General features: G+C 63.8%; 23 protein-coding genes and 1 pseudogene. 12 read left to right on the plus strand and 12 right to left on the minus strand.

All coding sequences use genetic code 11. The annotated features are described in order from the left end of the window. Nucleotides 1-21: 21 nt before the first annotated feature. Nucleotides 22-1,005 carry a hypothetical protein gene (locus tag ACWGS9_RS08275; protein WP_454504781.1) on the minus strand — a complete coding sequence of 328 codons (984 nt, stop codon included), beginning with the start codon at nucleotides 1,003-1,005 and terminating at the stop codon, nucleotides 22-24. A 283-nt stretch (nucleotides 1,006-1,288) separates the two neighbouring features. Between ACWGS9_RS08275 and ACWGS9_RS08280 the strand changes: the two are divergent. Next, nucleotides 1,289-1,545 (plus strand): annotated as a pseudogene (locus ACWGS9_RS08280) (hypothetical protein); the annotation flags it as partial. A 307-nt stretch (nucleotides 1,546-1,852) separates the two neighbouring features. Here the strand turns inward: ACWGS9_RS08280 and ribB are convergent. Both ribB and aroC read right to left on the minus strand, forming a co-directional pair. Further along, the gene (ribB, locus tag ACWGS9_RS08285) at nucleotides 1,853-2,953 is read right to left on the minus strand and encodes a 3,4-dihydroxy-2-butanone-4-phosphate synthase (RefSeq protein WP_454504782.1); all 1,101 of its coding nucleotides are present in this window, start codon (nucleotides 2,951-2,953) and stop codon (nucleotides 1,853-1,855) included. Nucleotides 2,954-3,104: 151 nt separating this feature from the next. Then, nucleotides 3,105-4,205, minus strand: a complete 1,101-nt coding sequence (gene aroC / locus ACWGS9_RS08290; protein ID WP_454504783.1) for a chorismate synthase — start codon at nucleotides 4,203-4,205, stop codon at nucleotides 3,105-3,107. A gap of 241 nt (nucleotides 4,206-4,446) precedes the next feature. On the opposite strand from aroC, the gene ACWGS9_RS08295 reads away from it, so the two are divergent. Next, entirely contained in the window at nucleotides 4,447-4,710 is a 264-nt protein-coding gene (locus tag ACWGS9_RS08295; RefSeq protein ID WP_320211908.1) for a DUF1344 domain-containing protein, read from the plus strand. Nucleotides 4,711-5,002: 292 nt separating this feature from the next. On the opposite strand, the gene ACWGS9_RS08300 is transcribed toward ACWGS9_RS08295, so the two are convergent. The 4 genes from ACWGS9_RS08300 to ACWGS9_RS08315 all read right to left on the minus strand — a co-directional run bounded on the left by ACWGS9_RS08300 (nucleotide 5,003) and on the right by ACWGS9_RS08315 (nucleotide 8,082). Continuing rightward, nucleotides 5,003-5,590, minus strand: a complete 588-nt coding sequence (locus ACWGS9_RS08300) for a histidine phosphatase family protein (RefSeq protein ID WP_454504784.1) — start codon at nucleotides 5,588-5,590, stop codon at nucleotides 5,003-5,005. A gap of 55 nt (nucleotides 5,591-5,645) precedes the next feature. After that, a complete protein-coding gene (fabI, locus tag ACWGS9_RS08305) occupies nucleotides 5,646-6,464 on the minus strand; it encodes an enoyl-ACP reductase FabI (RefSeq protein ID WP_454504785.1) in 819 nt (272 codons plus the stop codon). 108 nt (nucleotides 6,465-6,572) lie between these two features. Continuing rightward, complete coding sequence (locus tag ACWGS9_RS08310) at nucleotides 6,573-7,502, minus strand: DnaJ C-terminal domain-containing protein (protein ID WP_454504786.1); 930 nt, start codon at nucleotides 7,500-7,502, stop codon at nucleotides 6,573-6,575. A 115-nt stretch (nucleotides 7,503-7,617) separates the two neighbouring features. After that, nucleotides 7,618-8,082 (minus strand): RT0821/Lpp0805 family surface protein, encoded by a 465-nt coding sequence (locus tag ACWGS9_RS08315; protein WP_454504787.1) that lies wholly within the window; start codon nucleotides 8,080-8,082, stop codon nucleotides 7,618-7,620. Between ACWGS9_RS08315 and pdxH the strand changes: the two genes are divergently transcribed. Beyond that, entirely contained in the window at nucleotides 8,018-8,740 is a 723-nt protein-coding gene (gene pdxH / locus ACWGS9_RS08320) for a pyridoxamine 5'-phosphate oxidase (protein WP_454504788.1), read from the plus strand. The two genes, ACWGS9_RS08315 and pdxH, sit on opposite strands and share 65 nt — an antisense overlap. 23 nt (nucleotides 8,741-8,763) lie before the next feature. Here pdxH and ACWGS9_RS08325 read toward each other — a convergent pair whose 3' ends face one another. Continuing rightward, nucleotides 8,764-9,516 (minus strand): crotonase/enoyl-CoA hydratase family protein, encoded by a 753-nt coding sequence (locus ACWGS9_RS08325; RefSeq protein WP_454504789.1) that lies wholly within the window; start codon nucleotides 9,514-9,516, stop codon nucleotides 8,764-8,766. A 26-nt stretch (nucleotides 9,517-9,542) separates the two neighbouring features. Next, complete coding sequence (locus tag ACWGS9_RS08330; RefSeq protein ID WP_454504790.1) at nucleotides 9,543-11,312, minus strand: acyl-CoA dehydrogenase family protein; 1,770 nt, start codon at nucleotides 11,310-11,312, stop codon at nucleotides 9,543-9,545. 300 nt (nucleotides 11,313-11,612) lie between these two features. Here ACWGS9_RS08330 and ACWGS9_RS08335 point away from each other — a divergent pair, with 300 nt between their 5' ends. Continuing rightward, the gene (locus ACWGS9_RS08335) at nucleotides 11,613-11,849 is read left to right on the plus strand and encodes a hypothetical protein (RefSeq protein ID WP_454504791.1); all 237 of its coding nucleotides are present in this window, start codon (nucleotides 11,613-11,615) and stop codon (nucleotides 11,847-11,849) included. 118 nt (nucleotides 11,850-11,967) lie between these two features. Next, entirely contained in the window at nucleotides 11,968-13,083 is a 1,116-nt protein-coding gene (locus ACWGS9_RS08340) for a glycoside hydrolase family 25 protein (protein ID WP_454504958.1), read from the plus strand. A gap of 9 nt (nucleotides 13,084-13,092) precedes the next feature. On the opposite strand, the gene ACWGS9_RS08345 is transcribed toward ACWGS9_RS08340, so the two are convergent. After that, complete coding sequence (locus tag ACWGS9_RS08345; protein WP_454504792.1) at nucleotides 13,093-13,968, minus strand: AraC family transcriptional regulator; 876 nt, start codon at nucleotides 13,966-13,968, stop codon at nucleotides 13,093-13,095. Between the two features lie 214 nt (nucleotides 13,969-14,182). On the opposite strand from ACWGS9_RS08345, the gene melA (ACWGS9_RS08350) reads away from it, so the two are divergent. The 6 genes from melA (ACWGS9_RS08350) to melA (ACWGS9_RS08375) all read left to right on the plus strand — a co-directional run bounded on the left by melA (ACWGS9_RS08350) (nucleotide 14,183) and on the right by melA (ACWGS9_RS08375) (nucleotide 23,181). Next, a complete protein-coding gene (melA, locus tag ACWGS9_RS08350; RefSeq protein WP_454504793.1) occupies nucleotides 14,183-15,649 on the plus strand; it encodes an alpha-glucosidase/alpha-galactosidase in 1,467 nt (488 codons plus the stop codon). A gap of 105 nt (nucleotides 15,650-15,754) precedes the next feature. Continuing rightward, nucleotides 15,755-17,833: an ABC transporter substrate-binding protein gene (locus tag ACWGS9_RS08355; RefSeq protein WP_454504794.1), complete on the plus strand. Its 2,079-nt coding sequence runs from the start codon at nucleotides 15,755-15,757 to the stop codon at nucleotides 17,831-17,833. 111 nt (nucleotides 17,834-17,944) lie between these two features. Then, nucleotides 17,945-18,952 carry an ABC transporter permease gene (locus tag ACWGS9_RS08360; RefSeq protein ID WP_454504795.1) on the plus strand — a complete coding sequence of 336 codons (1,008 nt, stop codon included), beginning with the start codon at nucleotides 17,945-17,947 and terminating at the stop codon, nucleotides 18,950-18,952. 1 nt (nucleotide 18,953) lies between these two features. Further along, the gene (locus ACWGS9_RS08365) at nucleotides 18,954-20,108 is read left to right on the plus strand and encodes an ABC transporter permease (protein WP_454504796.1); all 1,155 of its coding nucleotides are present in this window, start codon (nucleotides 18,954-18,956) and stop codon (nucleotides 20,106-20,108) included. A gap of 10 nt (nucleotides 20,109-20,118) precedes the next feature. Continuing rightward, a complete protein-coding gene (locus tag ACWGS9_RS08370) occupies nucleotides 20,119-21,789 on the plus strand; it encodes an ABC transporter ATP-binding protein (RefSeq protein WP_454504797.1) in 1,671 nt (556 codons plus the stop codon). A 21-nt stretch (nucleotides 21,790-21,810) separates the two neighbouring features. Then, a complete protein-coding gene (melA, locus tag ACWGS9_RS08375; RefSeq protein ID WP_454504798.1) occupies nucleotides 21,811-23,181 on the plus strand; it encodes an alpha-glucosidase/alpha-galactosidase in 1,371 nt (456 codons plus the stop codon). Between the two features lie 4 nt (nucleotides 23,182-23,185). Here melA (ACWGS9_RS08375) and purD read toward each other — a convergent pair whose 3' ends face one another. Together purD and ACWGS9_RS08385 are read right to left on the minus strand one after the other, a co-directional pair. Then, entirely contained in the window at nucleotides 23,186-24,466 is a 1,281-nt protein-coding gene (purD, locus tag ACWGS9_RS08380) for a phosphoribosylamine--glycine ligase (protein ID WP_454504799.1), read from the minus strand. A 445-nt stretch (nucleotides 24,467-24,911) separates the two neighbouring features. Continuing rightward, the gene (locus ACWGS9_RS08385; RefSeq protein WP_454504800.1) at nucleotides 24,912-25,706 is read right to left on the minus strand and encodes a phytanoyl-CoA dioxygenase family protein; all 795 of its coding nucleotides are present in this window, start codon (nucleotides 25,704-25,706) and stop codon (nucleotides 24,912-24,914) included. Between the two features lie 211 nt (nucleotides 25,707-25,917). Here ACWGS9_RS08385 and ACWGS9_RS08390 point away from each other — a divergent pair, with 211 nt between their 5' ends. Beyond that, nucleotides 25,918-26,829 (plus strand): LysR family transcriptional regulator, encoded by a 912-nt coding sequence (locus ACWGS9_RS08390; protein WP_454504801.1) that lies wholly within the window; start codon nucleotides 25,918-25,920, stop codon nucleotides 26,827-26,829. The last annotated feature ends 56 nt before the right edge of the window (nucleotides 26,830-26,885 follow it).

A 26,885-nucleotide genomic window follows, 5' to 3' on the forward strand; every position in this document is an offset into this window, starting at 1 on the left:
TCGCAGTGAGGCGGCCGCCGATCAGGCCGCCCGGGGCGTATCCCAGCGCGAGCCGCCGCCAAAGGAGCCCAGCGCCTTGTCGCGCAGTTCCCTGAATTTCGAGGACGCCTCGGCCAGCCGGTGGTCCCATTCGGGATTGGGGACCTGGCCCTCGATCGCATCGAAATAGACCTGCATCAACGAAGCGATGGCAAAGGGCTCGATGAAGGCCGCCTTGAAGGCCCAGGCAAAGACAATGGCCAGCACGAAGGCCCAGCCGGCAAGCTGGCCCGGCATGGCCCAGAGAATGGCGGCCGCCGGGGCCAGCATCAAAAGAAAGATGACGAAGGACACGCCCCACATGATCACCGCCAGCCAGACGGCGTTCTTGACCATGTGCTTGCCGTTCTGGGCGTAGAGCACGACGCCTTGCCGCGCCGTCTCGAAGGGCGAGTTCGAATTGATGCGGATGTTGTAGCCCAGGATGATCTCGTCGACATAGGTCAGCGACAGGCGGATGACCGTGTTGATGAAGCTGACGATGCCGCTCAGGCCCGGAATGGGCAGGAAGGCGGCGATACCGCCGATCAGGCCGGTGATGGCGCGGATGGCGCCCTTGACCAGCTGGTCGACGACGAAAAGGATGTTGGCCTCGGCAAAGCGCTGGGTGACCACTTCCTTCGCATAGGCGATCTGGCCCTGGCCGTCGGGCACGTCGTGGCCGTCGATCAGGTGCACCATGACGGCGATATGGCCGGCCTTGAGCACATAGAGGATGTATTCGCGGATCCAGTAGACGGCGATCGAGACGACACCGAAGCCGACCACGCCGCCCCAGAGCGCAAAGGACACTGGCCCGTCGGGATCGGTCGAGATATGGCCGACGCCGTAGCCGACGCTGGCGCCAGTGCCGGTCGCCATGATGTAGGCGACCGTGATGCCGAAATAGACGATCATGCGAAAGACGATGAACGGCCATGTCCGCATCATGATGGACACCGACCGGCCGATGCTGAAGTCCCACATTGCCCCGACTCTCCACCCTCGCGCATAACCCGAAAATCGGAATCGATTTTCGGAAAAGGGTCATGCGCTGAATCAAAGTTTTTACAGCGTCCTTCGCGCGTTCAACGTACGCGCGGCGCTGCAAGAGAATGGCGCAGGAGGATGCGCTCGCCCCGACAATTGTCAATCACGGCAGGGTTGCGCCGGCTCGAAACCGGTGCACAACCCGGTGGCTTGGTACCCGAGCGTGCCGTCAAGGCTTCTTGAGCAAGCCCTCGAGCAGTCGCTTGAACGCCGCGATCGCCTTCTTCGACGTCGCTTCCACGTGCCGCCGACAATGCTGACCGAAGGCGTCACCTGGGTGACGCCCGGGATCGGCATCGGCATGGCGCTTGGTCCTTCGCCGCCGCGTGGATGGTCGACAATTTCGGCCCGCAGAGCGGGTTCAGGGTATCTGTCGCGGCAGGCGCGATTGCGCTGGTTACAGTGCTGGCGGGTCAATGCCGTCTGGCGACGGACGATTGCGATGTGGAGAGAGGCGAAAGCGGTAATGCCCGCTGAGTGACGGGTAGAAGCGTCCAGCCGTCCAATGATCATAGACGTTGGGAGTTAGCTACGCGACTTCGTCATCCACGGGCGGAGCGACGCGAAGCGGAGCGCAGACCCGAGGATCCATGCCGTGGCCTCGATCGTAGAATGCAGCGGAGCAGAATTCTGCACCGTTGCAACGCGTCCAGGCCACGGCATGGATCCTCGGGTCTGCGCGCGTCGCTTCGCTCCTTGCTCCGCCCGTGGATGACGATGTCGCGGGGGCTTCGGCCAATCGCCTACGCACGCAATTTGCTTAAAGAAAGCAACCCTTCGACGCCTAAAGAATCTCCGTCTTGGCGATATGGATGCCAAAGCCCTCTAGACCGACATAATGGCGCTCGCGCGAGGCGATCAGGTTGATCGAGGAAATGCCAAGATCCTTTAAAATCTGCGCGCCGAGCCCGATCTCGCGCCACTCATTCTCGCGCCGGCGGGCTTCCTCATGGTCCTCGCGCTCGCCGCTCTGCGGCCGCTTGCGCTCCTGATGGGCGACGCCGACCGAGCCTTCGCGCAGATAGACGATGACGCCGCGCCTGCGCTCGCCCATCGCCTTCATGATGCCGTCGAGGCGATGGCTGGTACCGAAGACATCGGTGACGACATCTTCCGAATGCAGGCGGACCGGCACGTCCTCGCCATCGCGGATGTCGCCGAAGACGACCGCGACATGATGCATGGAATCCCAGGGCAGCGTGTAGGTGAAGACCTGCGCCTTTCCACCAAGCGTCTCGATGTCGGAGCAGGCGACGCGCTCGACCAGCGTTTCCTTGCGCTGGCGGTAGGCGATGAGATCGGCGACCGAGACCTGCTTCAGGCCATGTTCTTCGGCGAAGGCCTGCACTTCCGGGCCGCGCTTGACCGTGCCGTCGTCATTGACCAGCTCGGAAATGACGCCGACCGGCGGCAGGCCGGCAAGCTTGCAGAGATCGACGGCGGCTTCGGTATGGCCCGAGCGCATCAGCACGCCGCCTTCGCGCGCGATCAAAGGGAAGATGTGGCCGGGGCGCACGAAATCCGACGGGCCGACATTGCCGTTGGCAAGGTTGCGCACTGTGAGCGTGCGATCGTCGGCGGAAATGCCGGTCGTCGTGCCGTGCTTGAAATCGACGCTGACCGTGAAAGCGGTGGTGTGGGCGGAGTCGTTGTCTGCCACCATCGGCGCGAGGTTCAGCCGCCTGGCGTCTTCGCGCAGCATCGGGGTGCAGACGATGCCGGAGGTGTTGCGCACGATGAAGGCCATCTTCTCCGGCGTGCAGTGGACGGCGGCGACGATCAGGTCGCCCTCATTTTCGCGCCCGTCATCGTCCATGACGACGACGATCTCGCCGCGCTCGAAGGCGCGGATCGCTTCGACGATCTTCTTCTGGTCGTAAGGCATGGGCGCTCGCTTCGCTCGCAGGGAATAGGGGAATAGGGCAGTAAGGGAGTAGGGGAAAGGAAAAAGTTTGGCGGCCCGTGGACGGCGGCATTAACCTACTGCCCTACTGCCCTACTGCCCTACTGCCCTACTGCCCTACTGCCCTACTGCCCTACTCCCCTCCCGTCTGTCCTCTGTGCCGCAGATAATGATCGGCGATCGCGCAGGCAACCATGGCTTCGCCGATCGGCACGGCGCGGATGCCGACGCAAGGGTCGTGGCGGCCCTTGGTCATCACCTCGACGTCATGGCCGTCCTTGTCGATCGACTGGCGCGGGGTCAGGATCGAGGAGGTCGGCTTGACGGCGAAGCGCGCGACGATCGCCTGCCCGGTCGAGATGCCACCCAGGATGCCGCCGGCATTGTTGGACAAAAACACCGGCTTGCCGTCATTGCCCATGCGCATCTCGTCGGCGTTCTGCTCGCCGGTGATGCGGGCGGCTTCGAAGCCGTTGCCGATCTCGACGCCCTTGACGGCGTTGATCGACATCAGGCCGGAAGCGATGTCCTGGTCGAGCTTGGCGTAGATCGGCGCGCCGAGGCCGGCCGGCACGCCATCGGCGACGATCTCGATCACCGCGCCGACCGAGGAGCCGGCCTTGCGGATGCCGTCGAGATAGGCGGCGAACACCGGGACGGATGCCGGATCGGGCGTGAAGAAGGGGTTTTCGGCATCACCGACGAAATTCCAGTTCCAGTTGGCGCGATCGATCGATTTCTCGCCCATCGAAACCAGCGCGCCACGCACCACCATGCCCGGCACTATCCTGCGCGCCAGCGCGCCCGCCGCCACTCTAGCTGCCGTCTCGCGCGCCGAGGAGCGGCCGCCGCCACGATGGTCGCGCAGGCCGTATTTGACGTCGTAGGTGTAGTCGGCATGGCCGGGACGGTACTGGCGGGCGATCTCGCCATAGTCCTTGGAGCGCTGGTCGACATTCTCGATCAGCATCGACACCGGCGTACCGGTGGTGATCATCGTCTCGCCGTCCTCGTCGAGGATGAAGCCCGACAGGATCTTGACCTCGTCCGGCTCGCGGCGCTGGGTGACGAAACGCGACTGGCCGGGACGGCGGCGATCGAGCTCGGCCTGGATGTCCTCGCGCTTGAAGCGGATGCCGGGCGGGCAGCCGTCGACAACGCAGCCGAGCGCGGCGCCATGGCTTTCACCCCAGGTGGTGACGCGAAACAAATGGCCGAATGTGTTGTGAGACATGCAAGTGCGTCCTGCCCGGCGGAGGCGCCGGCAATCCAAAGTGGTGCAGCGTCCTTTGCGCGTCCAAAAGGACGCGCGGTGCCGCACTTCTATTGGCGTTTTCAACACCGGTCAAACGGGTGCATCAAACTGTGATCTGGTGGATTTAGTTTTGACACATTCGGTTGATTTCTGCTCTCCTCCATCCGCCGTTGAGGATCCGCCGCTACCAGCCGGCGCAATGACCTAAAAGAGGACGACGATGCGTACCCTGATTGGTGCTGCCTGCGCCATGCTGCTGATTTCCACCGCCGCCGCGTTCGCCGGCCAGACCGAAGGCCTGATCAAGAAGGTCGACAAGGACACGCTGACGCTGACGCTTGACGACGGAAAGGCCTACAAGCTCAACGCCGAGACCGATCTCGACTCGCTGAAGCCGGGCATGGACATCGTCATCGCCTTCGACGTGACCAATGGCGAGAATGTCGTGACGGATATGCAGTTGCCCGACAGCGACCAGAATTAGAAGGCGGCGTTTTCGTACGCGAAAAGCGGCTTCGAGGATTGGCCTAAACGCCGGGTGTTTCGTCATCCTAGGGCGAAGCAAGGAGCGTAGCGACGCGCGCAGACCCTAGGATCCATGCCGTTACGCCTAAGCGCCGCTACGGTCCAAAACGACCTCTGTCCTGCACCGTTTTTACTGTTCGGCCGAGGCCACGGCATGGATCCTTGGGTCTTCGCTCCGCTTCGCGTCGCTGCGCCCAAGGATGACGAGGCTCGCGGGCTTCGGCCGACCACAGTGCAAACTCACGCGCTCTTCAAAGCCACTCCAAACTCCGGCCCTCCAGCCGCAGCAGGCGGTCCTGCGGGACCTCCAGGCCGGCGGCTTCCTGCTTGGAAATGCCGGCGACGAAGCGGAAGAAGCAGCGGATGACGCCGCCATGGGTGACGCAGACGGTCGGCTGACGAAGCGCATCGAACCACGGCTTCACTCGTTCCAGCAGCATCTCGTAGCTTTCTGCGCCCTCGCCCGGCGGCTGGAAATCCCACTTGGCGGCGCGGCGACTTTTGGTCGAACCCGGGACACGCTTTTCGAGTTCGGCAAAGGTGAAACCCTGCCAGTCGCCGAAGCTTAGCTCCACCAGACGCGGATCGGTGCGGTAGGCGCAAGGATCGAGCCCCATCGCGGCGCGCATCAATTCCATCGTCTCGCGCGTGCGCCGCATCGGGCTGGCGACAAAGTCGAAATCCGCAGGATTTCCGATGAGCTCCGCCAGCCGCTGGCCGTTGCGCCGCGCCTGGTCGCGGCCAAGTTCGTTGATGTCGGTGTCGGCCTGGCCTTGCAGGCGGCGCTCGGCATTCCACTCCGTCTGGCCGTGGCGCGCGATGTAGACGAGCGGATACATCAGGTCTTCCGAGGTCGGGCCAGGGCCTGGGACGAAGGATAGGCGAAGGAGAAAACTAGTCCTTGACGGTCGAGATGTCCGGCGCGTCGACCGCCTTCATGCCGACGACATGGTAGCCGGAATCGACGTGATGGACCTCGCCGGTCACGCCGCGCGACAGGTCCGACAGGAAGTAGACGGCGGAATCGCCGACCTCCTCCTGGGTGACCGTCTGCTTCAGCGGCGAATTGTACTCGTTCCACTTCAGGATATAGCGGAAGTCGCCGATGCCGGAGGCGGCAAGCGTCTTGATCGGACCAGCCGAGATCGCGTTGACGCGGATCTTCTTGGCGCCGAGGTCGACGGCGAGATAGCGCACGCTGGCTTCGAGCGCCGCCTTGGCAACGCCCATGACATTGTAGTGCGGCATTACCTTTTCGGCGCCGTAATAGGTCAGCGTCAGCAGCGAGCCGCCATCGGTCATCAGCGGCTCGGCGCGCTTGGCGATGGTGGTGAAGGAAAACACCGAGATGTCCATGGTGCGCAGGAAATTGTCGCGCGTCGTCTCGACGTAACGGCCGGTAAGCTCGTCCTTGTCGGAGAAAGCGATGGCATGGACGAGGAAGTCGAGCTTGCCCCAGTGCTTGGCAATGTCGGCGAAAACCGCGTCGAGGCTTTCGGAGTCGGTGACGTCGCAATGGCCCGCGACATGGGCGTTGAGCTCCGCCGCGAGCGGCTCGACGCGCTTCTTGAATGCCTCGCCCTGATAGGTCAGCGCGATCTCGGCGCCGTGATCGGCGCAAGCCTTGGCGATCCCGTAAGCGATCGACCGATTGTTGGCGACGCCGAGGATCAGGCCCCGCTTACCGGCCATCAGGCCCTGTCCACCTGCCATGTGCAAGCTCTCCGCAAGAATATCCGCTTTGTGGAGAGCCCTATCGCACAGGCACAGAGCCCCTTCAAGCGCTCAAAAGACACTGCAACAGGAACAAAATTCCCTCGATCAGCCTTTTTGGCGGCGCATCAGGGCTTCAAGCTCGTCATTGCCGCCTTCCGGCAGCATCAGCCGCACATGGGCATAGAGATCGCCATGGCCGCCGGCTTTTTCCGGCAGGCCCCTGCCCTTGAGGCGCAGCACCTTGTCCGAGCTCGACCACGCGGGCACGTTGACCGCGAGCTTGCCGGTCGGCGTCTCGACGGCCACCTTGGCGCCGAGCACGGCGTCGGCCAGGTCGACAGGCAGATCGACATGCAGGTCGCGCCCCTCGATGCGGTAGCGCGGATGGCGGCGGATGTGGATCTTGACCAGCGCATCGCCCGGCTGGCCGGGACCCTGCTCGCCCTGGCCCTTGAGACGGATCGTCTGGCCGTCCTCGACATAGGCCGGCAGCTTGACCGCGACCTTGCGGCCGTCGGGGAACATCGCCGTCACCTTCTCGGCGGTGGCGGCTTCCTCGACGCCGACGTCCAGCGTGACGTTGAGATCGGCGGCCTGGGCCGGCTGGCGACGATCGCCACCCCTGCCGCCGCCACGGGCGCCGGAAAAGGCATCGCCGAAGATCTGGCTGAAAATGTCGCTGTTGCCGTCGAACGGATCGCCGCCCGGACGCCCGCTGCGGAACTCGAAATGCGCGCCGCCAGGGCCCTGCTGGCGGCGGAACCCGGCGAACGGGTCGCCGCCGGCAGCACCTTCAAAGCCCTGGAATTTCGGCTTGCCTTCGGCGTCGATCTCGCCGCGATCGTAAGCGCCGCGCGCCTTTTCGTCGCCGACGACTTCGTAAGCCTGATTGACAGCGGCAAAACGGTCCTTCGCCTTGGGATCACTCGGATTCTGGTCCGGATGATGCTTCTTGGCGAGCTTGCGGTAGGCCGATTTTATGTCCTTGGCCGATGCGTTCTTGGCAACGCCCAGCACCTCATAGGGGTCGCGCATGCTTCCTGCCTGCAAGAGAGATTGAGTTTATGGTCGCTCCCTATATGCGCTCGCATAGGAAGAAATTCCAGTGCCGCAAGGGGATTAACGCCCGAAAGTCGGAGCGCCCCGAAAATCAGAACGGCTTGAATTCCTGCATGCGCCAGCCGCCGGCTTCGGCCAGGCACAACTCACCCTTGTAGAGCGCAACGCCGTCGAAGCTTTCCCGGGTGGCGCTGAAACGGCGGCAGGTCAGGCCGCCATCCTTGAGCTCCACCAGTTCGGTGATCGCGCCGCGCGAGCCGGTGCCTGCGTTGGCCCATGGCACCGCCTGGCCTCCAAGCTCCTTGATATCGGCGGAAGAAACGGCGTTGCCGATGGTGGTCTGGTCGGAGTCCTTGTCGGCGGCGGCCGGAGCGGCGGGCGAGGACGGCGCGCTGGAGGTGATGATCGAGCGGTCGACCTCGGCCTTTTCGAGGCTGAAGCCGCCGGCGCCGCAGGCGGCAAGCGGTAGCGCCAACGTCACGACCACAGCCTTGACGCTGGCCGAAGCGATAACGCTCCATTGCCTGCTGTCAAAAGCTTGCGCGATACGCAACAATCGGCCAACTCCTCCCGCAACGGTAAAAATTCGGAAAACTATGAACGAAGCTGAGTTAACAAGCAGTGACTTCACCGAGGCCGCGGAGCCTTTCAGGCTCTTTGCCGCATGGCTGGAGGACGCCACCAAAAGCGAGATCAACGACGCCAACGGCGTCGCTCTGGCGACCGTCGACGACGACGGCATGCCGGATGTGCGGATGGTGCTGCTCAAGGGGTTCGACGAAAAGGGGTTTGTCTTCTACACGAATTTCGAGAGCGCCAAGGGCCGTGAGATCCTTGGCAGCATGAAGGCGGCGATGTGCTTCCACTGGAAATCGCTGCGTCGCCAGGTGCGCGTGCGCGGGCCGGTCGAGATCGTCACCGACGCCGAGGCGGATGCCTATTACGCGACGCGGCCGCGCGGCAGCCGCATCGGCGCCTGGGCCTCGAAACAGTCGCGGCCGCTGGAGAGCCGCTTCGCGCTGGAAAAGGCGGTGGCCGAATATACGGCGCGCTACGCCATCGGCGAGATCCCGCGGCCGAAGCACTGGTCGGGCTTCCGCATCCTGCCGCAGACGATCGAGTTCTGGCACGACCGGCCGTTTCGCCTGCATGACCGCGTCGTATTTTCGCGCAACGCCACCGGCGGCTGGGACAAGACACGGCTTTACCCCTGACGGGTACGCGCAGGGCGGAGAGTTCAGCCCCTCTTACGCGACATGAAAGCGGTGAGAGCAGCACGCGCCTCGTCGGATGTCAGGCGCTGGCGGAAATGCTCGCTTTCCACTTTGATGCGGGCGATGAGCTCCTCGCGCGGCTCGCGCATCAGGTCGCGCGCGATCTTCAGAGCCTGCGGCGGCTTGGCGGCGATGTCGTTGGCGGCGGCCAGCACAGTGGCTTCCAGCGCGTCTTCCGCGACGACGTCGTAGATCATGCCGACAGCCTTGGCGCGCTCGGCCGAAAGGCCCTCGCCGAGGCCGAGCAGCGCAAAGGCGCCCTGCCGGCCGAGGATCTGCGGCGCGATCAGGCTGGAGCCGGCTTCCGGCACAAGGCCGAGATCGACGAAGGGCATGCGGAAAAGCGTGCGCGGCGTGGCGAAGGTCAGGTCGCAATGCAAATTGAGCGTGGTGCCGATGCCGACCGCGATGCCGTCGACACCCGACACCATCGGTTTTTCCGACCGGGCCAGTGCCATCAGGAAATCCCAGACCTCGTTGCCGCCCTCGCCGCCGGTGGCGATGACCAGGAAATCGGCAAGGTCGTTGCCAGCGGAAAAGGCGCCTGGAACGCCGAGGAAGACATGGACACGGACCGTCGGATCGGTGTCACCTTCTGCAAGCGCCGACGACATTTTGGCGTACATGGCGCGTGTCAGCGCGTTCTTCTTGTCCGGACGGTTCATGCGGATGATTTGCACGGCGCCCTGGCGCTCGATGAGGATATGGTCGGTCACGGTTGGTCCTTTGAACGGCGGGATGCTTAAGCGGAGATCAGCGCCTTGCCGGCGGCGGCGAGGCTTTCTGCGCCGTCGATGACACGCTCTTTCAAGGCGCGCGTCTCGCCGAGCAGGTTTTCGGCAAAGAAGCGGCAGAGCGGGATGCGGCTGCGGTCGGCCAGGCCGCCCTGCGCCAGATAGGCGCCGCCGGCGGCGAGCGAGATCAGGCGCAAATAGGGCGTCGCGCCGGCCATCGCGGCGTCGGCCTTGCCGTCGGCAAGCAGCTTCTGCAGGAAGCGCGTCGCTTCGTCGAGATCGGCAAGCGCGCGGTCGAGATTGTCGGCGGTGCGGCCGAAGCCTTCGATGTTCGAGGTGCGCACTCCATCGGCCACCGCTTTCAATTCGCCGATGTAGCGGTGCACATGCTCGCCGCCGCCTAGCGGCAATTTGCGAAAGACAAGGTCGATCGCCTGGATGCCATTGGTGCCTTCATAGATCGGCGCGATGCGGGCGTCGCGATAGAGCGCGGCGGCACCAGTCTCCTCGATGAAGCCCATGCCGCCATGCACCTGGACACCAAGCGATGCAACCTCGACGCCGGTATCGGTCGAGAAGGCCTTTGCCAAGGGCGTCAGCAGGTTGGCGCGGTCGCGCCAGTTCGCCGCTGCCTCACCCTCGCCGACGCGGGCGCGGTCAAGCGCATGCGCGCAGGAATAGCTGATCGAGCGGGCAATCTGGGTCAGCGCCCGCATGGTCAGGAGATTGCGCTGCACGTCCGGATGATGGACGATCGGCGCCATGCCGGCGCCTGAATAGTCCGAGGCCTTGCCCTGGCGGCGCTCATTGGCATAGGCGATCGCCTTCTGGGTGGCGGTCTCGGCCACGGCCACGCCCTGCATGCCCACAGCAAGGCGGGCGTTGTTCATCATGGTGAACATGCAGGCCAGACCCTTGTTCTCCTCGCCGATCAACCAGCCGATGGCGCCAGGCGCAGCACCTTGAAAGCCGTCGCCATAGATCATGGTGCAGGTCGGTGACGCGTGGATGCCGAGCTTGTGCTCGAGGCCGGAACAGAAGACATCGTTGCGGGCGCCAAGCGAACCGTCGTCATTGACGAAAAACTTCGGCACCAGGAACAGCGAGATGCCGCGCGTGCCGGCCGGCGCGTCGGGCAGCCGCGCCAGCACCAGATGCACGATGTTGTCGGTGAAATCGTGCTCGCCATAGGTGATGAAAATCTTCTGGCCGAAGATACGGTAGGTGCCGTCGCCGACGGGCTCGGCGCGGCTGCGCAAGGCCGCAAGGTCCGAGCCCGCCTGCGGCTCGGTCAGGTTCATCGTGCCCATCCACTCGCCCGAGACGAGCTTGGCCAGATACTTTTGCTTCAGCGCCTCGGAAGCGTGCTTGTCCAGCGCCTCGACCGCGCCCATGGTGAGCGTCGGGCCAATGCCGAAGGCCATGGCGGCGGAGTTCCACATTTCGAGCGCGGCGACGCCGAGCATGGTCGGCAGGCCCTGGCCGCTGAACTCTTCCGGCCCGGACAGCGCGTTCCAGCCGCCTTCGATCCAGCGCCGGTAAAGCTCCTTCCAGCCGGGCGGCGTGGTGACAGAAGCATCCTTGAGCACAGCACCTTGCTCGTCGCCGATCTTGTAGAGCGGAGCGATCTCCTCGCTGGCGAAACGTCCCGCTTCGGCCAGGATCGCGTCGACTATGTCCTCGCCGAGATCGCCGAAGGTGCCGGCATCCAGCGCCGGCTTCAGCCCCGCCACCTGCTTCAGCGTGAAGGCAATGTCCTCGACCGGTGCGCGATACATGTCTGCTCCTCCTCCATTCCAGCCAATCGTAGTGCATGGCTGAAGCGAAACCATCCGTCGATTTCACATCTTCTTTTTACGTAAACGTCAACTTTTGTCACGCGGATTTTGCAGGGGTGGACCTCGTCAGCCGCGGGTGGAGCAAGGAGCGAAGCGGACGCGCACACCCGTGGATGACGAACGCGAAAGCTTCAGCCAATTTTCGAGACCTCTATTGCCGCTCAAAATTTCTACGACGAATTACATCCGACTGGTATGATCCCGCGATTGCAGATCCAAAAGCGACCCGGACAACCATCCATGCTTGCCAGACCCGACGCCTATCGTTGCATCGAATGCGGGCTGCCCTATCGGGCCCCGGGCTTCAGCTACTATCACGGCATGCTGGAGGAAGGCCCTGCCTACTGGACCGATCGCGGCATATTGTGCTCGCCGCAATGCTCGCTCGCGCATCACAACAAACGCTGGGCCGAAGGCACCTTGCCGCAGGAGCCGGCGCCCGATCCGTTCGAGGTGCAGACGCTCTTCCGGTGCTAAAGCTCTTCGGTCGGAAGCACTTCCTTAACCATAGCGGTTCAGGATCGTCCCCTGGTCAGTGGGGACACCCTGATTGAAAAAGCCGGCGCGCCCTCTTCGCCGCCTGGCGCTTCTCGCAATGGCGATGGTGCTGGGCACGGCGGCAAAGGCCTCGGATTTCTCCGAGCCGTGGAAGAATGCCGACCGCCCGTTGGTGATCGACGCCTACGAATACAATTCGATCGACTGGCAGCAACTCGTCACCGACAAGCGCATCGCCGGCTTCATCAACAAGGCATCCGACGGGCTGCCACCGCCTTACTTCTGCTTCGGCGCCGAGGCGGACGTCAAACTCTGCAAGATGCAGTGGAAGCGCTATGCGGTGACGCGCGAGCTGTTCCAGACGCGCAAGGTCGTGGCCAAGGCGCTCGGGCTGAAATGGGGCGCCTATCACCTCGCGCGACCCGGCAACCCGGTCGAGCAGGCCAACAGTTTCATCGATTTCGCGGAACCGGCGCCGGATGAGCTGCTTGCCCTCGACATAGAAGGCATCGATGCCGCTCAATGGATGTCGCTGGAAGACGCCGAGGAATTCGTGCGCCAGGTGCATCGCCGCCTCGGCCGCTTCCCGGTGCTTTACACCAACGGCAAGACTGCCCAGTACATCGCCGACAACCGTTACCAGTACCGGCTGCTGTCGCGGCTGCCGCTCTGGTATGCGCGCTACAAGGCGGACATCGACGTGCATTTCCCGATGGGCAACTGGCAGGGCTACGCGCTGTGGCAATTCTCGGCGCAGGCCAATTGCGGCCGTTTCCGCTGCCCCTATCGCGTGCCCGGCACGCCCAACGACATCGACGTCAGCGTCGCGCCGATGAGCGCCGATGAACTGCGCCAGGAATGGGCCTTTGGCGGCCTGCTCGACGTGCCGTCAGACTACCTCGCCTCGATTCCGGTGCCGGTACCGCGCGAAAGAGCCCTCGCCGGCAAGGTGACCATCACCTATGCCGATGTGGCGACGCCGCCGACTGTCGAGGAAATGGTCGCGGTGCTCGGCGCGCGCTGGGAGAAATTCCGCGATGGGTTCCGCATGCCGGTGGTGAAGACGGTGCCGCAGCGGCCGGGCTTCGGCATCGTGCAATATGTCGCCTGGAAGCGGACCGAGCAGCGCACGCCCGAGCAGATCGACGCGGCTTTCGCGGCGGCCGATCCGGTGAAGACTGCTTCCACCGCTCTCGACCACAGGCGGCATTGAGGCCCAGGATCAGCGATGGTTGCCCAGGCTGGCATACATGCCGGTGGTGCGGAACTGCGTCGGATTGATGCCGTAGCAGCGGCGGAAAACCTTGGAGAAGTAGTTCGCGTCCTCGAAACCGCACAGCACCGCCACCTCCTTGACCGGCAGGAAGTCCGCCTTGGTCAAGAGCTTCGCCGCGCGCTGCAGCCGTTGCTGCAGGACGAATTCGGCGGGCGGCAATCCTTCGCTCTCGGCGAAGCAGCGCGAGAAATGGGCACGGCTGAGGCCGCTGATCTCGACCAGCTCCGCCACCGGCAGCGGCTTGTCGAGATTGGCGTTGATGTGGTCGATGACCGGCTGCATGGCGCTCTGCTTTTCAGCGAAGGCGTGCGAGCCGAAGATATCGTCGTAGAGCGCCATCGCCGCCTCATAGGCGACCGCCGACGCCGTGCCCGGTGACCCAGCCCCTTTGATGAGGCGCAGGCTGCAATCGGCAAGATGATCGATGGTTGCCGGCTGCAGGCGGAACACCGGCCCTGAAACGCTGAGGATCGATTTGTGGATACGCAGCGCCTCTTCGCCGTTCATCGATATCCAGAAGTATTCCCAACGGTCGCCTTTGGCCAACCAGTAGCGATGGTTGTGCGGAACCAGCACCAGCAGCGTGTCGTTCGCCTGCAGGCGATAGTTGCGGCTCTCATAGCGCAATTGGCCGGTGCCGCTGATCGTATGCTGGAGCACCGTGAATGGAGTCTGGCCGCGCCTACGTCCATCCCAATCATAGGTCTCGTCCTCGCGCACCTCGTAGCCGGTGCTGGTCGGCATGGCATGCAGGCGCTGCCGGCCGCGCGGCAGCGAGATCGTGCGCATCAGCTTTCCGTTGGCGATCAGGTCCCGCAGCATAAAATTACCCTCGAAAGCATAATCCTTCTCTGGTCGCGCCCAAGAATAAGCGCATAATCGGCTCCTCAAGAACGGGAATGACCCGCGGTCGAGGAGCGGGCGGGAGGAGAAAAGGCCGGATTTCCGGCTTTGAACGGTGCGTGCGCCATGGCGCGCGGCCGTATCCTCCCTTGTTGCTCCTTGCCTAGCATTCGATTGGATCGAGGTGAAGGTGATGAGCTTCAAAATCGCTATTATCGGCGCCGGCAGCGTCGGATTCACCAAGAAGCTGTTCACCGACATTCTGTGCGTGCCTGAATTAAAGGACATCGAATTCGCGCTGACCGACGTCAGCGAGCACAATCTCGGGATGATCAAGGCGATCCTGGACCGGATCGTCGAGGCGAACAACTTGCCGACCAAAGTGACGGCGACCACGAACCGCCGCGCGGCGCTGGAAGGGGCGCGCTACATCATCAGCTGCGTGCGTGTCGGTGGCCTCGATGCCTATGCCGACGACATTGGCATCCCGCTCAAATATGGCATCGACCAGTGCGTCGGCGACACGATTTGCGCCGGCGGCATTCTCTACGGCCAGCGCAACATTCCGGTGATCCTCGATTTCTGCCGGGATATCCGCGAGCTTGCCGAGACCGGCGCCAAGTTCCTCAACTACGCCAACCCGATGGCGATGAACACCTGGGCCGCGATCGAATACGGCAAGGTCGACACGGTCGGCCTCTGCCACGGCGTCCAGCATGGCGCCGAGCAGATCGCCGAGGTGCTCGGCGCGACCTCGCCCAAGGAGATCGACTATGTCTGTTCCGGCATCAACCACCAGACCTGGTTCATCGAATTGCGGCTGAACGGCCGGCCGATCGGCAAGGACGAACTGGTCGCCGCCTTCGAAGCGCATCCGGTCTATTCCAGCCAAGAGAAGCTGCGCATCGACGTGCTGAAGCGCTTCGGCGTCTATTCGACCGAAAGCAACGGACACCTGTCCGAGTATTTGCCCTGGTATCGCAAGCGCCCGGACGAGATCACCCGCTGGATCGATATGTCCGACTGGATCCATGGCGAGACCGGCGGCTATCTCCGCTATTCGACCGAGACCCGCAACTGGTTCGAGACCGAATATCCGCAGTTCCTCCAAGCCGCATCAAAGCCGATCGACGCGGCCAGGCGCTCCAACGAACATGCCAGCCACATTCTCGAAGCGCTGGAAACCAACCGCGTCTATCGCGGCCACTTCAACGTCAAGAACAATGGCGTGATCACCAACCTGCCGCAGGACGCCATCATCGAGTCGCCCGGCTTCGTCGACCGGTTCGGCATCAACATGGCAGCCGGTATCACGCTGCCGGAGGCGTGTGCGGCCACCTGCATGGCCTCGATCAACGTGCAAAGGATGTCGGTGCATGCGGCGATCGCCGGCGACATCGAGCTCTTGAAGCTCGCCGTGCTGCATGACCCGCTGGTCGGCGCAGTGTCGACGCCTGAGGAGGTCTGGCAGATGGTTGACGAGATGGTCGTTGCCCAGGCGGCGTGGCTGCCGCAATACGCGCACGCCGTACCAGCGGCGAAGGAGCGGCTTTCGAAATCCAAGGTCAAGACACGCGATTGGGCGGGCGCCGCGCGGCGCAGCGTGCGCTCGATCGAGGAATTGCGCGCCGAAAAGGCGGCATTGAAACAGGCCGGCTGAGACATCGCGCAAGCAAATGGATTTGCAGGAGGCAAGTCCGCCGAAATCAGCCGCCCGGAATAAGAGGCGGGCAGCAGCAGACGTCCGAACAACTGGGAGGAGACGATGAGGACCTTACGCAGAATAGGCTTTGCCGCCGGATTGGCGCTGAGCGTTGCCATTCCGGCACACGCCTTCGCATCCGAGCCGACGATCCCGCCGGAGCCGGCGACATTTCCGGCCGAGGGCAAGATTCACTATGTGGCCCGCGACTCCATCCTGGAGTTCAAGGCGCTGCCCGAATATCACGAGCCGGACTGGGTGACGGAAAAATTCGTCAAGGCCGGCAAGCTGCCGCCGGTCAAGGACCGGCTGCCGAAGGAGCCGCTGGTCTTCAAGACGGGCAACATGCCGGACGGCGTCGGCGTCTATGGCGACACGATGCGCCACGTCATCGGCGGGCGGCCGGAAGGCTGGAACTACGGTGCGGGCCAGACGCAAGGCTGGGGCGGCATCGACATCGGGCTTTCCGAATGCCTGACGCGCACGGCGCCGCTTTTCCAGGTCCAGGCCAAGGATACCGAGCCGCTGCCGAACCTCGCCAAGAGCTGGGATTGGTCGGCGGACGGCCACAAGCTGACGATGCATCTCATCGAAGGCGCCAAATGGTCCGACGGCGCGCCCTTCAACGCCGACGACGTCATGTTCTACTGGGACGACGAGGTCGTCGATCCCAACGTCTCGCCGCTGAACGGCGCGACGCCCGAAACCTTTGGCGTCGGCACGACGCTGAAGAAGGTCGACGACTACACCGTCGAGTGGACGTTCAAGGAGGCATTTCCGCGCCAGTATCTCTATGCGATGGCTTACGGCACCTTCTGCCCCGGCCCGTCGCATATATTGAAGCCGCAGCATCCGAAATATTCGAAGAACACCTACGACCAGTTCAAGAACGCCTTCCCGCCGGAATTCATGAACATGCCGGTGATGGGCGCCTGGGTGCCGGTGGAATACCGGCCGGACGACATCATCGTCATGCGCCGCAACCCCTATTATTGGAAGGTAGATGAGAAGGGCAACCAGCTGCCCTATCTCAACGAGCTGCAATACAAGCTCTCGACCTGGGCCGACCGCGACGTCCAGGCTGTCGCCGGCTCGGGCGACTTCTCCAACCTCGAGCAGCCGGAAAACTTCGTCGCCTCGCTGAAGCGGGCCGCTGAGAAGAACGCGCCGGCGCGGCTTGCCTTCGGCCCGCGCCTGATCGGCTACAATCTGCGCTTGAACTTTTCCGCCAATGGCTGGGGCAACCCGGACGAGCGCGGCCAGGCGCTGCGCGAGCTGAACCGCAACGAAGACTTCCGCAAGGCCGTCACCATGGCGCTCAACCGCAAAGCGCTCGGCGAGTCGCTGGTCAAGGGGCCGTTCACAGCCATCTATCCCGGCGGCTTCTCATCGGGCACCAGCTTCTACGACCGCAAATCGACCGTCTATTATCCCTTCGACCTCGAAGGCGCCAAAGCCCTGCTTGCCAAGGCCGGCCTCAAGGACACCGACGGCGACGGCTTCGTGAACTTCCCGGCCGGCACCGCCGGCGGCAAGAATGTCGAGATCGTGATGCTGGTCAACAACGACTACACCACCGACAAGAGCCTCGCCGAAGGCGTGGTCGCGCAAATGGAGAAGCTTGGGTTGAGGGTCGTGCTCAACGGGGTCAACGGCACACAGCGCGACGCCACCCAATATTCCGGCCGCTTCGACTGGCTGATCCGCCGCAATGAGACCGAGCTGACCTCGGTGGTGCAGAACACCGAGCAACTCGCTCCCGTTGGTCCCAAGACCAGCTGGAACCATCGCGCGCCGGAAAGCGGCGAGGTTGACCTGATGCCGTTCGAGAAGGACCTCGTCGACATCGTCAACAAGTTCGTCTCGACGCAGGACAACGACCAACGCGCCGGCCTGATGCGGGATTTCCAGAAGATCTCGACCGAACATGTCTACAATGTCGGCCTGACGGAATATCCCGGCGCGCTGATCGTCAACAAGCGCTTCTCCAACATCCCGCAAGGCACGCCGATCTACATGTTCAACTGGGCCGAGGATTCAATCATCCGCGAACGCGTCTTCGTCGCGGCCGGCAAGCAGGCGAAGTACGAATTGTATCCGGAGGAGCTTCCCGGCAAACCGGGTGACAAAGGTCCGATGTAAGGTTTACCTCCCTGACGAAGAGACGTCCGGCCGCGCCGCGGCGCGGCCGGACAAACAGTCACTCCGAACGCACCTCAGGGAGCGACCGGCCAGAAAGGAAGCTGACCGTCCATGCTGCGATTCCTGCTTTTGCGCATAGCGTCGGCGCTTCCCGTCCTCGCCATTTTGAGCCTCGTCACCTTCGCCATCATCCAGGCGCCGCCCGGCGACTATGCCGACTACATCCGCTCGCAGTTGATCAACCAGGGCGGCGCTTCCTACGCCCAGGCTGAAGCGCAGGCCCAGGCCTACCGTGTCGAACATGGCCTCGATAAGCCGCTGCCCGTCCAATATCTCAACTGGATCGGCGGCATCGTCACCCGAGGCGACTTCGGCTACAGCCTCTACTACAACAAGCCGGTGGCCGACGTTGTCGGCGAGCGGCTGCCGCGCACGCTGCTTCTGGCGCTGGTCTGCCACCTGCTCGCCTCGGTGCTCGGCATCACGTTCGGCATATGGGCGGCGACCCGGCAATATTCCTGGATCGACTCCACGCTCTCGGCCATCTCCTTCCTTGGCATGACGGTGCCACGCTTCCTAATGGCGCTGATCATCGTCTACCTGCTGGTCTTCCAGTTCAACGTGTCGGAGATCGGCTCGTTCTTCTCGCCGCAATATGGCGGCGCGCCATGGTCGTGGGCGAAGTTCGTCGACCTGGTCAAGCACGTCTGGCCGGTGGTGGCGATCGCGACCTTCGGCGGGCTCGCCTACAACATGCGCGTCATGCGCGGCAATCTGCTCGATACGCTCAACGCTCAATATGTCGAGACGGCCAAGGCCAAGGGGCTGACCGGCGGCGCCGTCGTGATGCGCCATGCCGTGCCCAACGCGCTGCACCCGTTGGTCATGTATCAGGGCGTGGTGCTGCCCTACATGCTGACCGGCGAGATCGAGACGGCGATCATTTTCGCGCTGCCCACCGTCGGCCCGGCGATCGTCGGCTCGATGGCGGTCGGCGACGTCTATGTCACCGCCACCTTCATGATGGTGCTGTCGGCGACGCTGATCGTCGGCAACATCATCGCCGACATGCTGCTCGTGCTGCTCGATCCGCGTGTGCGCCAGTTCGGGGAGCACTAAGATGCTGGCGCGCGATCCCTCCCCGACGCCCCCATCCCTTACGCCCTTGCCGGCAGAAGGCGTGACCATAGCCGAGCCGGCGCACGGTAATGAGAGCTACGTCGCGCTCGTCTGGCGCCGGCTGAAACGCTCCTGGACCGGCATGGCCGGACTCTGCCTGGTCGTGCTTTTGCTTCTCATGGCGGTGTTCGCCGAATTCCTGGCACCCTTGGACCCGAAGGCCACCGACATCGCCTTCGCGCCGCCGCAGGTGCCTGTCTTCCACGACAGGGACGGCAATTTCGTCGCGCGACCACGGGTCTATGCGCTGGCCGATTCCGCCGATCTCGATCCGGTCACCTTCCAGCCCATCGTCGGCCCCGACTACGACCATCCGAGGCTGCTCGGCTTCTTCGTCGAGGGTGCGCCTTACAGGCTCCTCGGCCTCATCCCGGCGAACCGGCATTTCTTCGGCTCGATGGACGGCCAGCCGGTGCATTTCCTCGGCACGGACAAGTTCGGCCGCGATGTGCTGTCGCGCGCCATCCACGGCTCGCGCGTCTCGCTGATGATCGCATTGACGGTGGTCTTCATCATCACCGTCGTCGGCACCACCGTCGGCATGGTCTCCGGCTATTTCGGCGGCAGGTTCGATGTCTGGATGCAGCGCTTCGTCGAGCTCGTGCTCGCCTTCCCGCAACTGCCGCTTTACCTGGCGCTGACGACGCTGATCCCGGTCACGGCGCCGACCAACGTCTTCCTCGCCTTCGTCATCATCGTCATGTCGGCGCTGGGCTGGGCGCAGATGTCGCGCGAGGTGCGCGGCAAGACGCTGGCGCTGGCACGCATCGACTATGTGCGCGCCGCCATGGCCGTCGGCGCCACCGACCGGCGCATCATCATGCAGCACATCTTCCCCAATGTGATGAGCCACGTGATCGTCGCCGTGACGCTGGCGATCCCGACGGTGGTGCTGCTCGAATCCTTCCTCGGCTTTCTGGGCTTCGCGGTGAAGCCGCCGCTGATCTCGTGGGGCCTGATGCTGCAGGACACGGCGACCTATTCGGTCATCGGCACCTATCCGTGGATCCTGTCGCCGGTCGGCTTCGTGCTGATCACCGTCTTTGCCTTCAACGCGCTGGGCGACGGCCTGCGCGATGCCGTCGATCCCTATTGAGGTGGCAGAGATGACGACGATCGCGCTTGCAGAATCCTTCGCACCAGCTGTCCGGCTTGACCATGACGGCCGCCACGACCAGCCGGTCATCGACGCCCGCAACATCGAGGTCGCCTTCAAGGTCGAGCACGGCACCGTCGAGGCGGTCAAGGACGTCTCGTTCCAGCTCTATCGCGGCGAGACGATCGCGATCGTCGGCGAATCCGGCTCCGGCAAGTCGGTGACGGCGCGCACCGTGATGGGGCTTTTGTCGCGGCGGGCGACGGTTTCGCCGCGGTCGAGCATCGACTATTGCGGGCAGAACATCCTGAAATTCGCCGAGCGCGCCCGGCGCAAGCTGCGCGGCAACCGCATCTCGATGATCTTCCAGGAGCCGATGAGCTCGCTCAATCCGATTTACACGGTCGGCAGCCAGATCGTCGAAGCGATCCGGGTTCATCGCAAGGTGAGCCGCAGGCAAGCCTGGGCACGGGCGCTCGAGCTCCTCAAGCATGTCCAGATCCCTGAACCTGAGGCGCGGCTCAAGCAATATCCGCATCAGCTTTCCGGCGGGCAGCGCCAGCGGGTGATGATCGCCATGGCTTTGGCCAACGAACCCGACGTGCTGATCGCCGACGAGCCGACCACCGCGCTCGACGTCACCGTCCAGGCGCAGATCCTCAACCTGATCCGCAATCTGCAGAAGGAATTGCGGATGTCGGTGATCCTGATAACCCACGATCTCACCGTCGTGCGCAAGTTCTCCGACTACGTCTATGTCATGCAGCATGGCGAGATGCGCGAGCACAACGTCACCGAGCGGCTGTTCGCCGATCCGCAGCATCCCTACACGCAGCGGCTGCTCGCCTCGGAGCCGCGCGGACGGCCGAGACCGCTGCCCGATAAGTCCGGCACCATCCTCGAGGCGGACGGCGTGCGCGTCTGCTTCACGCTGCGCCACGGCACGTTCCTGAAACCCGACTGGCGCGAACTGGTCGCCGTCGACGATCTCGACCTCAAACTTTGCCGGCATGAAACGCTCGGACTGGTGGGCGAGTCCGGTTCCGGCAAGACCACTTTCGGTCAGGCGCTGGTCAGGCTGCTGGACGCCAAGCGCGGCGAGATTCGTTTCGACGGCCAGCCGATCCAAGGTCTGTCGCGCAACGAGATGCGGCCGTTGCGCTCACGCATGCAGGTCGTCTTCCAGGACCCGTTCTCCTCGCTCAATCCGCGCATGACGATCGGCCAGATCATCGAGGAAGGACTGGTCGTCAACAGGCTGGGCGCGACGCGGCGAGAGCGGAACGAGCGGGTGCGCGAGGCGCTGGTCAGCGCCGGCATGCCAGGCAACATCCTGTCGCGCTTCCCGCATGAGTTTTCCGGCGGCCAGCGGCAGCGCATCGCGATCGCACGCGCCATCGCGCTGGAGCCGGAATTCATCCTGCTCGACGAACCGACATCGGCGCTCGATCTTTCCGTCCAGGCGCAGATCATCGACCTTCTTCGCAAGCTGCAGGACGAGCGGGGCTTGAGCTACCTCTTCATCTCGCACGACCTCAAGGTGGTGCGGGCGCTCTGCCACCGCGTCATCGTCATGCAGCATGGCAAGATCGTCGAGCAGGGACCCGTCGACGAGGTCCTTTCCAATCCCAAGACCGCCTACACCGAACGGCTCGTCAGGGCCGCTTTCGACGTGGCGTAGAAAAAGTGCCGGAGGCTTACAGTGGCAAGAAATCCCAGGATCACGTTCATCGGCGCCGGCTCGACGGTGTTCATGAAAAACATCGTCGGCGACGTGCTGCAGCGGCCGGCGCTGTCTGGCGCGACGATCGCATTGATGGACATCAATCCGCAGCGGCTGGAAGAAAGCGCCATCGTCGTCAACAAGCTGATCGCGACGCTCGGTGTCAAGGCGAAGGCCGAAACCTATTCCGACCAGCGCAAGGCGCTTGCCGGCGCCGATTTCGTCGTCGTCGCCTTCCAGATCGGCGGCTACGAGCCCTGCACCGTCACCGATTTCGAGGTGCCGAAGAAATACGGCCTGCGCCAGACGATCGCCGACACGCTCGGCGTCGGCGGCATCATGCGCGGCTTAAGAACCGTGCCGCATCTGTGGAAGATCTGCGAGGACATGCTCGCCGCCTGCCCCGAAGCGATCATGCTGCAATATGTCAACCCGATGGCGATCAACACCTGGGCGATCGCCGAGAAATATCCGCAAATCAAGCAGGTCGGCCTCTGCCATTCGGTGCAGGGCACGGCGATGGAGCTGGCGCACGATCTCGACCTTCCCTATGACGAGATCCGCTACCGCTCGGCCGGCATCAACCACATGGCGTTCTACCTGAAATTCGAGCATCGCCAGCCGGACGGCTCCTACCGCGACCTCTATCCCGACCTCGTCCGCGCCTATCGCGAAGGCCGCGCGCCGAAGCCGGGCTGGAACCCGCGCTGCCCGAACAAGGTGCGCTACGAGATGCTGACCCGGCTCGGCTATTTCGTCACCGAAAGCTCGGAGCATTTCGCCGAATACACGCCCTATTTCATCAAGGACGGCCGCCCGGACCTGATCGAGAAATACGGCATCCCGCTCGATGAATATCCGAAGCGCTGCATCGAGCAGATCGAACGCTGGAAAGGACAGGCGGAGGCCTATCGCTCGGCCGACCGGATCGAGGTCGAGCAATCCAAGGAATATGCCTCCTCGATCATGAACTCGGTCTGGACCGGCGAGCCGTCGGTGATCTACGGCAATGTCCGCAACAATGGCTGCATCACCTCGCTACCTTTCGATTGCGCCGCCGAAGTGCCCTGCCTGGTCGACGCCTCCGGCATCCAGCCGACCTATATCGGCGATCTGCCGCCGCAGTTGACGGCGTTGATCCGCACCAACATCAGTGTGCAGGAGCTGACGGTGCGGGCGCTGACGACGGAAAATCGCGAACACATCTACCACGCGGCGATGATGGACCCGCACACCGCGGCCGAGCTCGATCTCGACCAGATCTGGTCGCTGGTCGACGATCTTCTCGCCGCTCACGGCGACTGGCTGCCGGCATGGGCGCGTACGCGTAACAAGACCCAGGCAGCCTGAAAGCTCAGCCGCCAGCCTTCTCGCGCGCCACGGCGCGCCAGCCGATGTCGTGGCGGAAGAAGCCCTGCGGCCAGTCGATTTGCTCGATCGCCGCATAGGCCTTTGCCTGCGCCTCGCCGACGGTTGCGCCCAAGGCGGTGACGTTGAGTACGCGGCCGCCATTGGCGACCAGCGCGCCGCCATTGACGGCGGTGCCGGCATGGAAGACCTGAACGCCCTCGCCTTCCACCTTGTGGAGGCCACGGATGACCGAGCCCTTTTCCGGCGTGCCGGGATAGCCCCTCGCCGCCATCACCACGGTCAATGCCGTCTCGTCGCTCCAGCGGACCGACATATGCGCGAGTTGGCCGTCGACGGCGGCGTTGAGCAGGACGAGCAGGTCGTCCTTCAGCCGCATCATCAGCACCTGGCATTCGGGATCGCCGAAGCGGGTGTTGTATTCGATCAGCTTGGGACCCTGGTCGGTGATCATCAGACCGGCGAAGAGGATGCCGGCGAAGGCCGCGCCGATATTGGCCATGCCGCGCATGGTCGGCTCGATGATCTCGCGCATCGTGCGCTCGATCATTTCAGCCGTCATCACCGGCGCCGGCGAATAGGCGCCCATGCCGCCGGTGTTCGGCCCGGTATCGCCGTCGCCGACGCGCTTGTGGTCCTGCGCGGTGCCGAAGGGCAAAGCGGTGGCGCCATCGCACAGGCAGAAGAAGCTTGCCTCCTCGCCGGTCAGATATTCCTCGACCACGACCTCGGCGCCGGCCGCACCGAAGGAGCCGTCGAAACAGGCTTCGAGCGCGGCGATCGCCTCATCGAGCGTCATGGCGACGGTAACGCCCTTGCCGGCGGCAAGCCCATCGGCCTTGATGACGATCGGCGCGCCCGTCTTCTCGACATAGGCCTTGGCCGAAGCGAGATCGCCGAAGCGGCCATAGGCGGCGGTGGGGATGTCGAACCTCGCGCAGAGGTCCTTGGTAAAACCCTTCGAGCCCTCGAGCCGGGCCGCCGCCTTGGAGGGACCGAAGACGCGGATGCCCCAGGCGCGCAGATCGTCGGCGATGCCGGCCACCAGCGGCCCTTCCGGGCCGACCACGACAAGGTCGATCTTCTTCTCCTGGCAGAAGGCGGCGACGGCGGAATGGTCGGCGACGTCGAGCTTCACCAATTCGGCGACACGGCCGATGCCGGGATTGCCCGGCGATGCATAGAGCCTGGTCAGCAGCGGCGAGGCGGACATCTTCCAGGCGAGCGCATGTTCGCGGCCACCCGAGCCGAGAAGAAGAACATTCATGGCCACCTCTTGCTGCCGATCGTCCCCGTCGAGAGAACCCGCTATTGGTCCGCGGGCGACGGGTCAAGGCGTCTTGGCATTTTGGCGGCAATTGCGCACGGGAACATGGGCTTCATCAAGAGGGATCAGGATAAGTCCCGCGTTCGGCTAGCTCCCCGGCACAGGTTTTTGGAAGGTTGCCGTTTATCGGCGGGCAAGATGTTGGCCGTTCATTTCCGTGAAATCGGCACAAACGCTGGGATTTGGCTGAAACTTCCCCAACCTCGTCATACCAGGGCGAAGCTCCGTCGCGGAGACCTGGTATCCATGCCGTGAACGTGATCGTGGGGCGCAGCGGAGCAGAATTCCGCACCGTTGCAATACGTTGAAGTCACGGAATGGATCCTCGGGTCTGCGCTGCGTCGCTACGCTCCTTGCTTCGCCCGTGGATGACGAGGCCGGCCGTTCAGCTCTGGAAGACGACCGGAAACCAGTCCTCGCGCAGTTTCTGGCCGGGCCTCATGTCGTGGCCCGGATAGGGCGGCGAGGTGCGGCCGGGCCGCTCGACATAATGCGCGTCGTCGCCGACCCAGCGCAGCGACAGCGCCCTGCGACGCGCCGAGGTGAGATTGCCGCGCGCGCCATGCGCGGTGCGGAAGTCGAACAGGATGGCGTCGCCCGGCTCCATCTCCCATTCCAGAACTTTCATCGAAGGGTCGTTGTCGGGATCGGGCACCGGCCGGTAGTCGCCCTCGCCGGCATAGAAATTGTCGTCGTTCAGCCAGCGCACCGGCAGGACCATCTTTTCCCATTTATGCGAGCCGGCGATCAGCCTGAGCGTGGCCTCCTTCACCGGATCGATCGGGATCCAGAAGCTCACCGTCTGGCTGCCGTCGACGAAGTAATAGGGAATGTCCTGGTGCCAGGGTGTCGGCTTCTGCGTGCCGGGTTCCTTGACCAGCACGTGATCATGGAAGAACTGCGCGCTGCGCGACTGCATGACGGCGGCGGCCAGCTCGGCGGCCGGCGATTCCCTGACGATCCTGACGAATTCCGGGATGCGCTCCCAGTTGCAGTAATCGTCGAAGAAGCTGCCCTTGCCACCGGCGATGTCGGAAGCGGTGGCGCTGCGGTTCTGTATGTTGCGCTCGATGCCGTCGGCGATGACGTCGACCCAGTCCTTGAAGGCGCCGCGGATGCAGACCGCGCCATCGCGCTGATAATCGGCAATCGTCGAAGCATCGATCTTTGGGCTGGCCATGGCGCTCTGTCTCTTTGCTTGACGCAATTCCGGACGGAAAACCGCTACACACTTTTCCTGGAATTGCTCTGTCTCTTTGTTTGACGCAATTCCGGACGGAAAGCCGTTACACACTTTTCCTGGAATTGCTCGTGGTTCGGTGGCCCGACTATCGCAAGCGCCGGACATCGCGTAAAATAATAACTTGTCATCTAGTTTATAGTTTTTGCCTATGAGACCGACCCTCACGCAATTGCGCTATGTCGTTGCCGTCGCCCGCTATGGCAGCGTGACCGCGGCGGCGGCGGTGCTCAACGTCTCGCAGCCGTCGATCTCGGTGGCGATCGACAATGTCGAGGACGCGCTTGGCCAAAAACTGTTCGTGCGGCAGCGGGGAAGCGGCGTTGCGCTGACATCCTTCGGCCGCAGGGCCGTCGCCAAGGCGAGGCAAGTGCTGGGCGAGGCGGATGAACTGGCGGCGCTCGGATCGAGCGACGCCGATGTCGGCGGCGAGCTGGTGCTCGGCTGCTTCGAGGATCTGGCGCCCTATTTCGCGCCGGCGCTGATGCGCGCCTTCGCCGAGCGCTGCCCCGCCGTCACGGTCGTCATAGGCGACGAAACCTTCGACACGCTGGGGCGGCGCCTGGCCGACAGCGCCATCGATCTCGGCCTCACCTACGATCTCGGCCTGCCCGGGCATTTCAAGCGCGTTCTTCTGCATGAGTTGCAGCCGCACGCGCTTCTTCCCGCCGGCCATGTGCTGGCGGACAAGCACGCGGTCAGCCTGGCCGAACTCGCCCAGCATCCGCTGATCACCACCGACCAGCCGCATAGCTGGCAGCACATGCTGGACCTCTTCCTCAGCCGCGGCCTGTCGCCGATCGCCCGGGCGACGACAAGCTCGTTCGAGCTGCAGCGCTCGATGGTGGCCAACGGTTTCGGTGTCGCCGTCAGCTACACCCGACCGCATGGCGATCTGAGCTATGACGGGCTGCCGCTGGTCTGCAAACCGCTCTCCGATCCGCTGCCCATGCAGCGCATCATCCTGACCCATGACACGCGCCAGCGCCTGTCGAAGGCGGCCGTGGCCTTCATCGAGGTAGCCAGGGCATGGTTTGCCGGTCACGATGTTTTCACCGCCTGAGTTTTCACCGCTTGAGCGACAACGCGGCCGCTTGACGGCGCCCTTTGCTGCTGCCA

This window comes from Mesorhizobium sp. Arg314 (assembly GCF_053714275.1).

Bases quoted from the DNA above. Each gene is read 5' to 3' on its own strand.
- ACWGS9_RS08355 (WP_454504794.1), top strand. From the start codon at position 15,755: ATGAGGACCTTACGCAGAATAGGCTTTGCCGCCGGATTGGCGCTGAGC.
- purD (WP_454504799.1), bottom strand. From the start codon at position 24,466: ATGAATGTTCTTCTTCTCGGCTCGGGTGGCCGCGAACATGCGCTCGCC.
- ACWGS9_RS08335 (WP_454504791.1), top strand. From the start codon at position 11,613: ATGCTTGCCAGACCCGACGCCTATCGTTGCATCGAATGCGGGCTGCCC.
- melA (WP_454504793.1), top strand. From the start codon at position 14,183: ATGAGCTTCAAAATCGCTATTATCGGCGCCGGCAGCGTCGGATTCACC.
- fabI (WP_454504785.1), bottom strand. From the start codon at position 6,464: ATGGCAGGTGGACAGGGCCTGATGGCCGGTAAGCGGGGCCTGATCCTC.
- ACWGS9_RS08385 (WP_454504800.1), bottom strand. From the start codon at position 25,706: ATGGCCAGCCCAAAGATCGATGCTTCGACGATTGCCGATTATCAGCGC.
- ACWGS9_RS08390 (WP_454504801.1), top strand. From the start codon at position 25,918: ATGAGACCGACCCTCACGCAATTGCGCTATGTCGTTGCCGTCGCCCGC.
- aroC (WP_454504783.1), bottom strand. From the start codon at position 4,205: ATGTCTCACAACACATTCGGCCATTTGTTTCGCGTCACCACCTGGGGT.
- ACWGS9_RS08370 (WP_454504797.1), top strand. From the start codon at position 20,119: ATGACGACGATCGCGCTTGCAGAATCCTTCGCACCAGCTGTCCGGCTT.
- ACWGS9_RS08340 (WP_454504958.1), top strand. From the start codon at position 11,968: ATGGCGATGGTGCTGGGCACGGCGGCAAAGGCCTCGGATTTCTCCGAG.
- ribB (WP_454504782.1), bottom strand. From the start codon at position 2,953: ATGCCTTACGACCAGAAGAAGATCGTCGAAGCGATCCGCGCCTTCGAG.
- ACWGS9_RS08310 (WP_454504786.1), bottom strand. From the start codon at position 7,502: ATGCGCGACCCCTATGAGGTGCTGGGCGTTGCCAAGAACGCATCGGCC.
- ACWGS9_RS08365 (WP_454504796.1), top strand. From the start codon at position 18,954: ATGCTGGCGCGCGATCCCTCCCCGACGCCCCCATCCCTTACGCCCTTG.
- ACWGS9_RS08360 (WP_454504795.1), top strand. From the start codon at position 17,945: ATGCTGCGATTCCTGCTTTTGCGCATAGCGTCGGCGCTTCCCGTCCTC.
- ACWGS9_RS08275 (WP_454504781.1), bottom strand. From the start codon at position 1,005: ATGTGGGACTTCAGCATCGGCCGGTCGGTGTCCATCATGATGCGGACA.
- ACWGS9_RS08300 (WP_454504784.1), bottom strand. From the start codon at position 5,590: ATGTATCCGCTCGTCTACATCGCGCGCCACGGCCAGACGGAGTGGAAT.
- ACWGS9_RS08345 (WP_454504792.1), bottom strand. From the start codon at position 13,968: ATGCTGCGGGACCTGATCGCCAACGGAAAGCTGATGCGCACGATCTCG.
- ACWGS9_RS08295 (WP_320211908.1), top strand. From the start codon at position 4,447: ATGCGTACCCTGATTGGTGCTGCCTGCGCCATGCTGCTGATTTCCACC.
- ACWGS9_RS08330 (WP_454504790.1), bottom strand. From the start codon at position 11,312: ATGTATCGCGCACCGGTCGAGGACATTGCCTTCACGCTGAAGCAGGTG.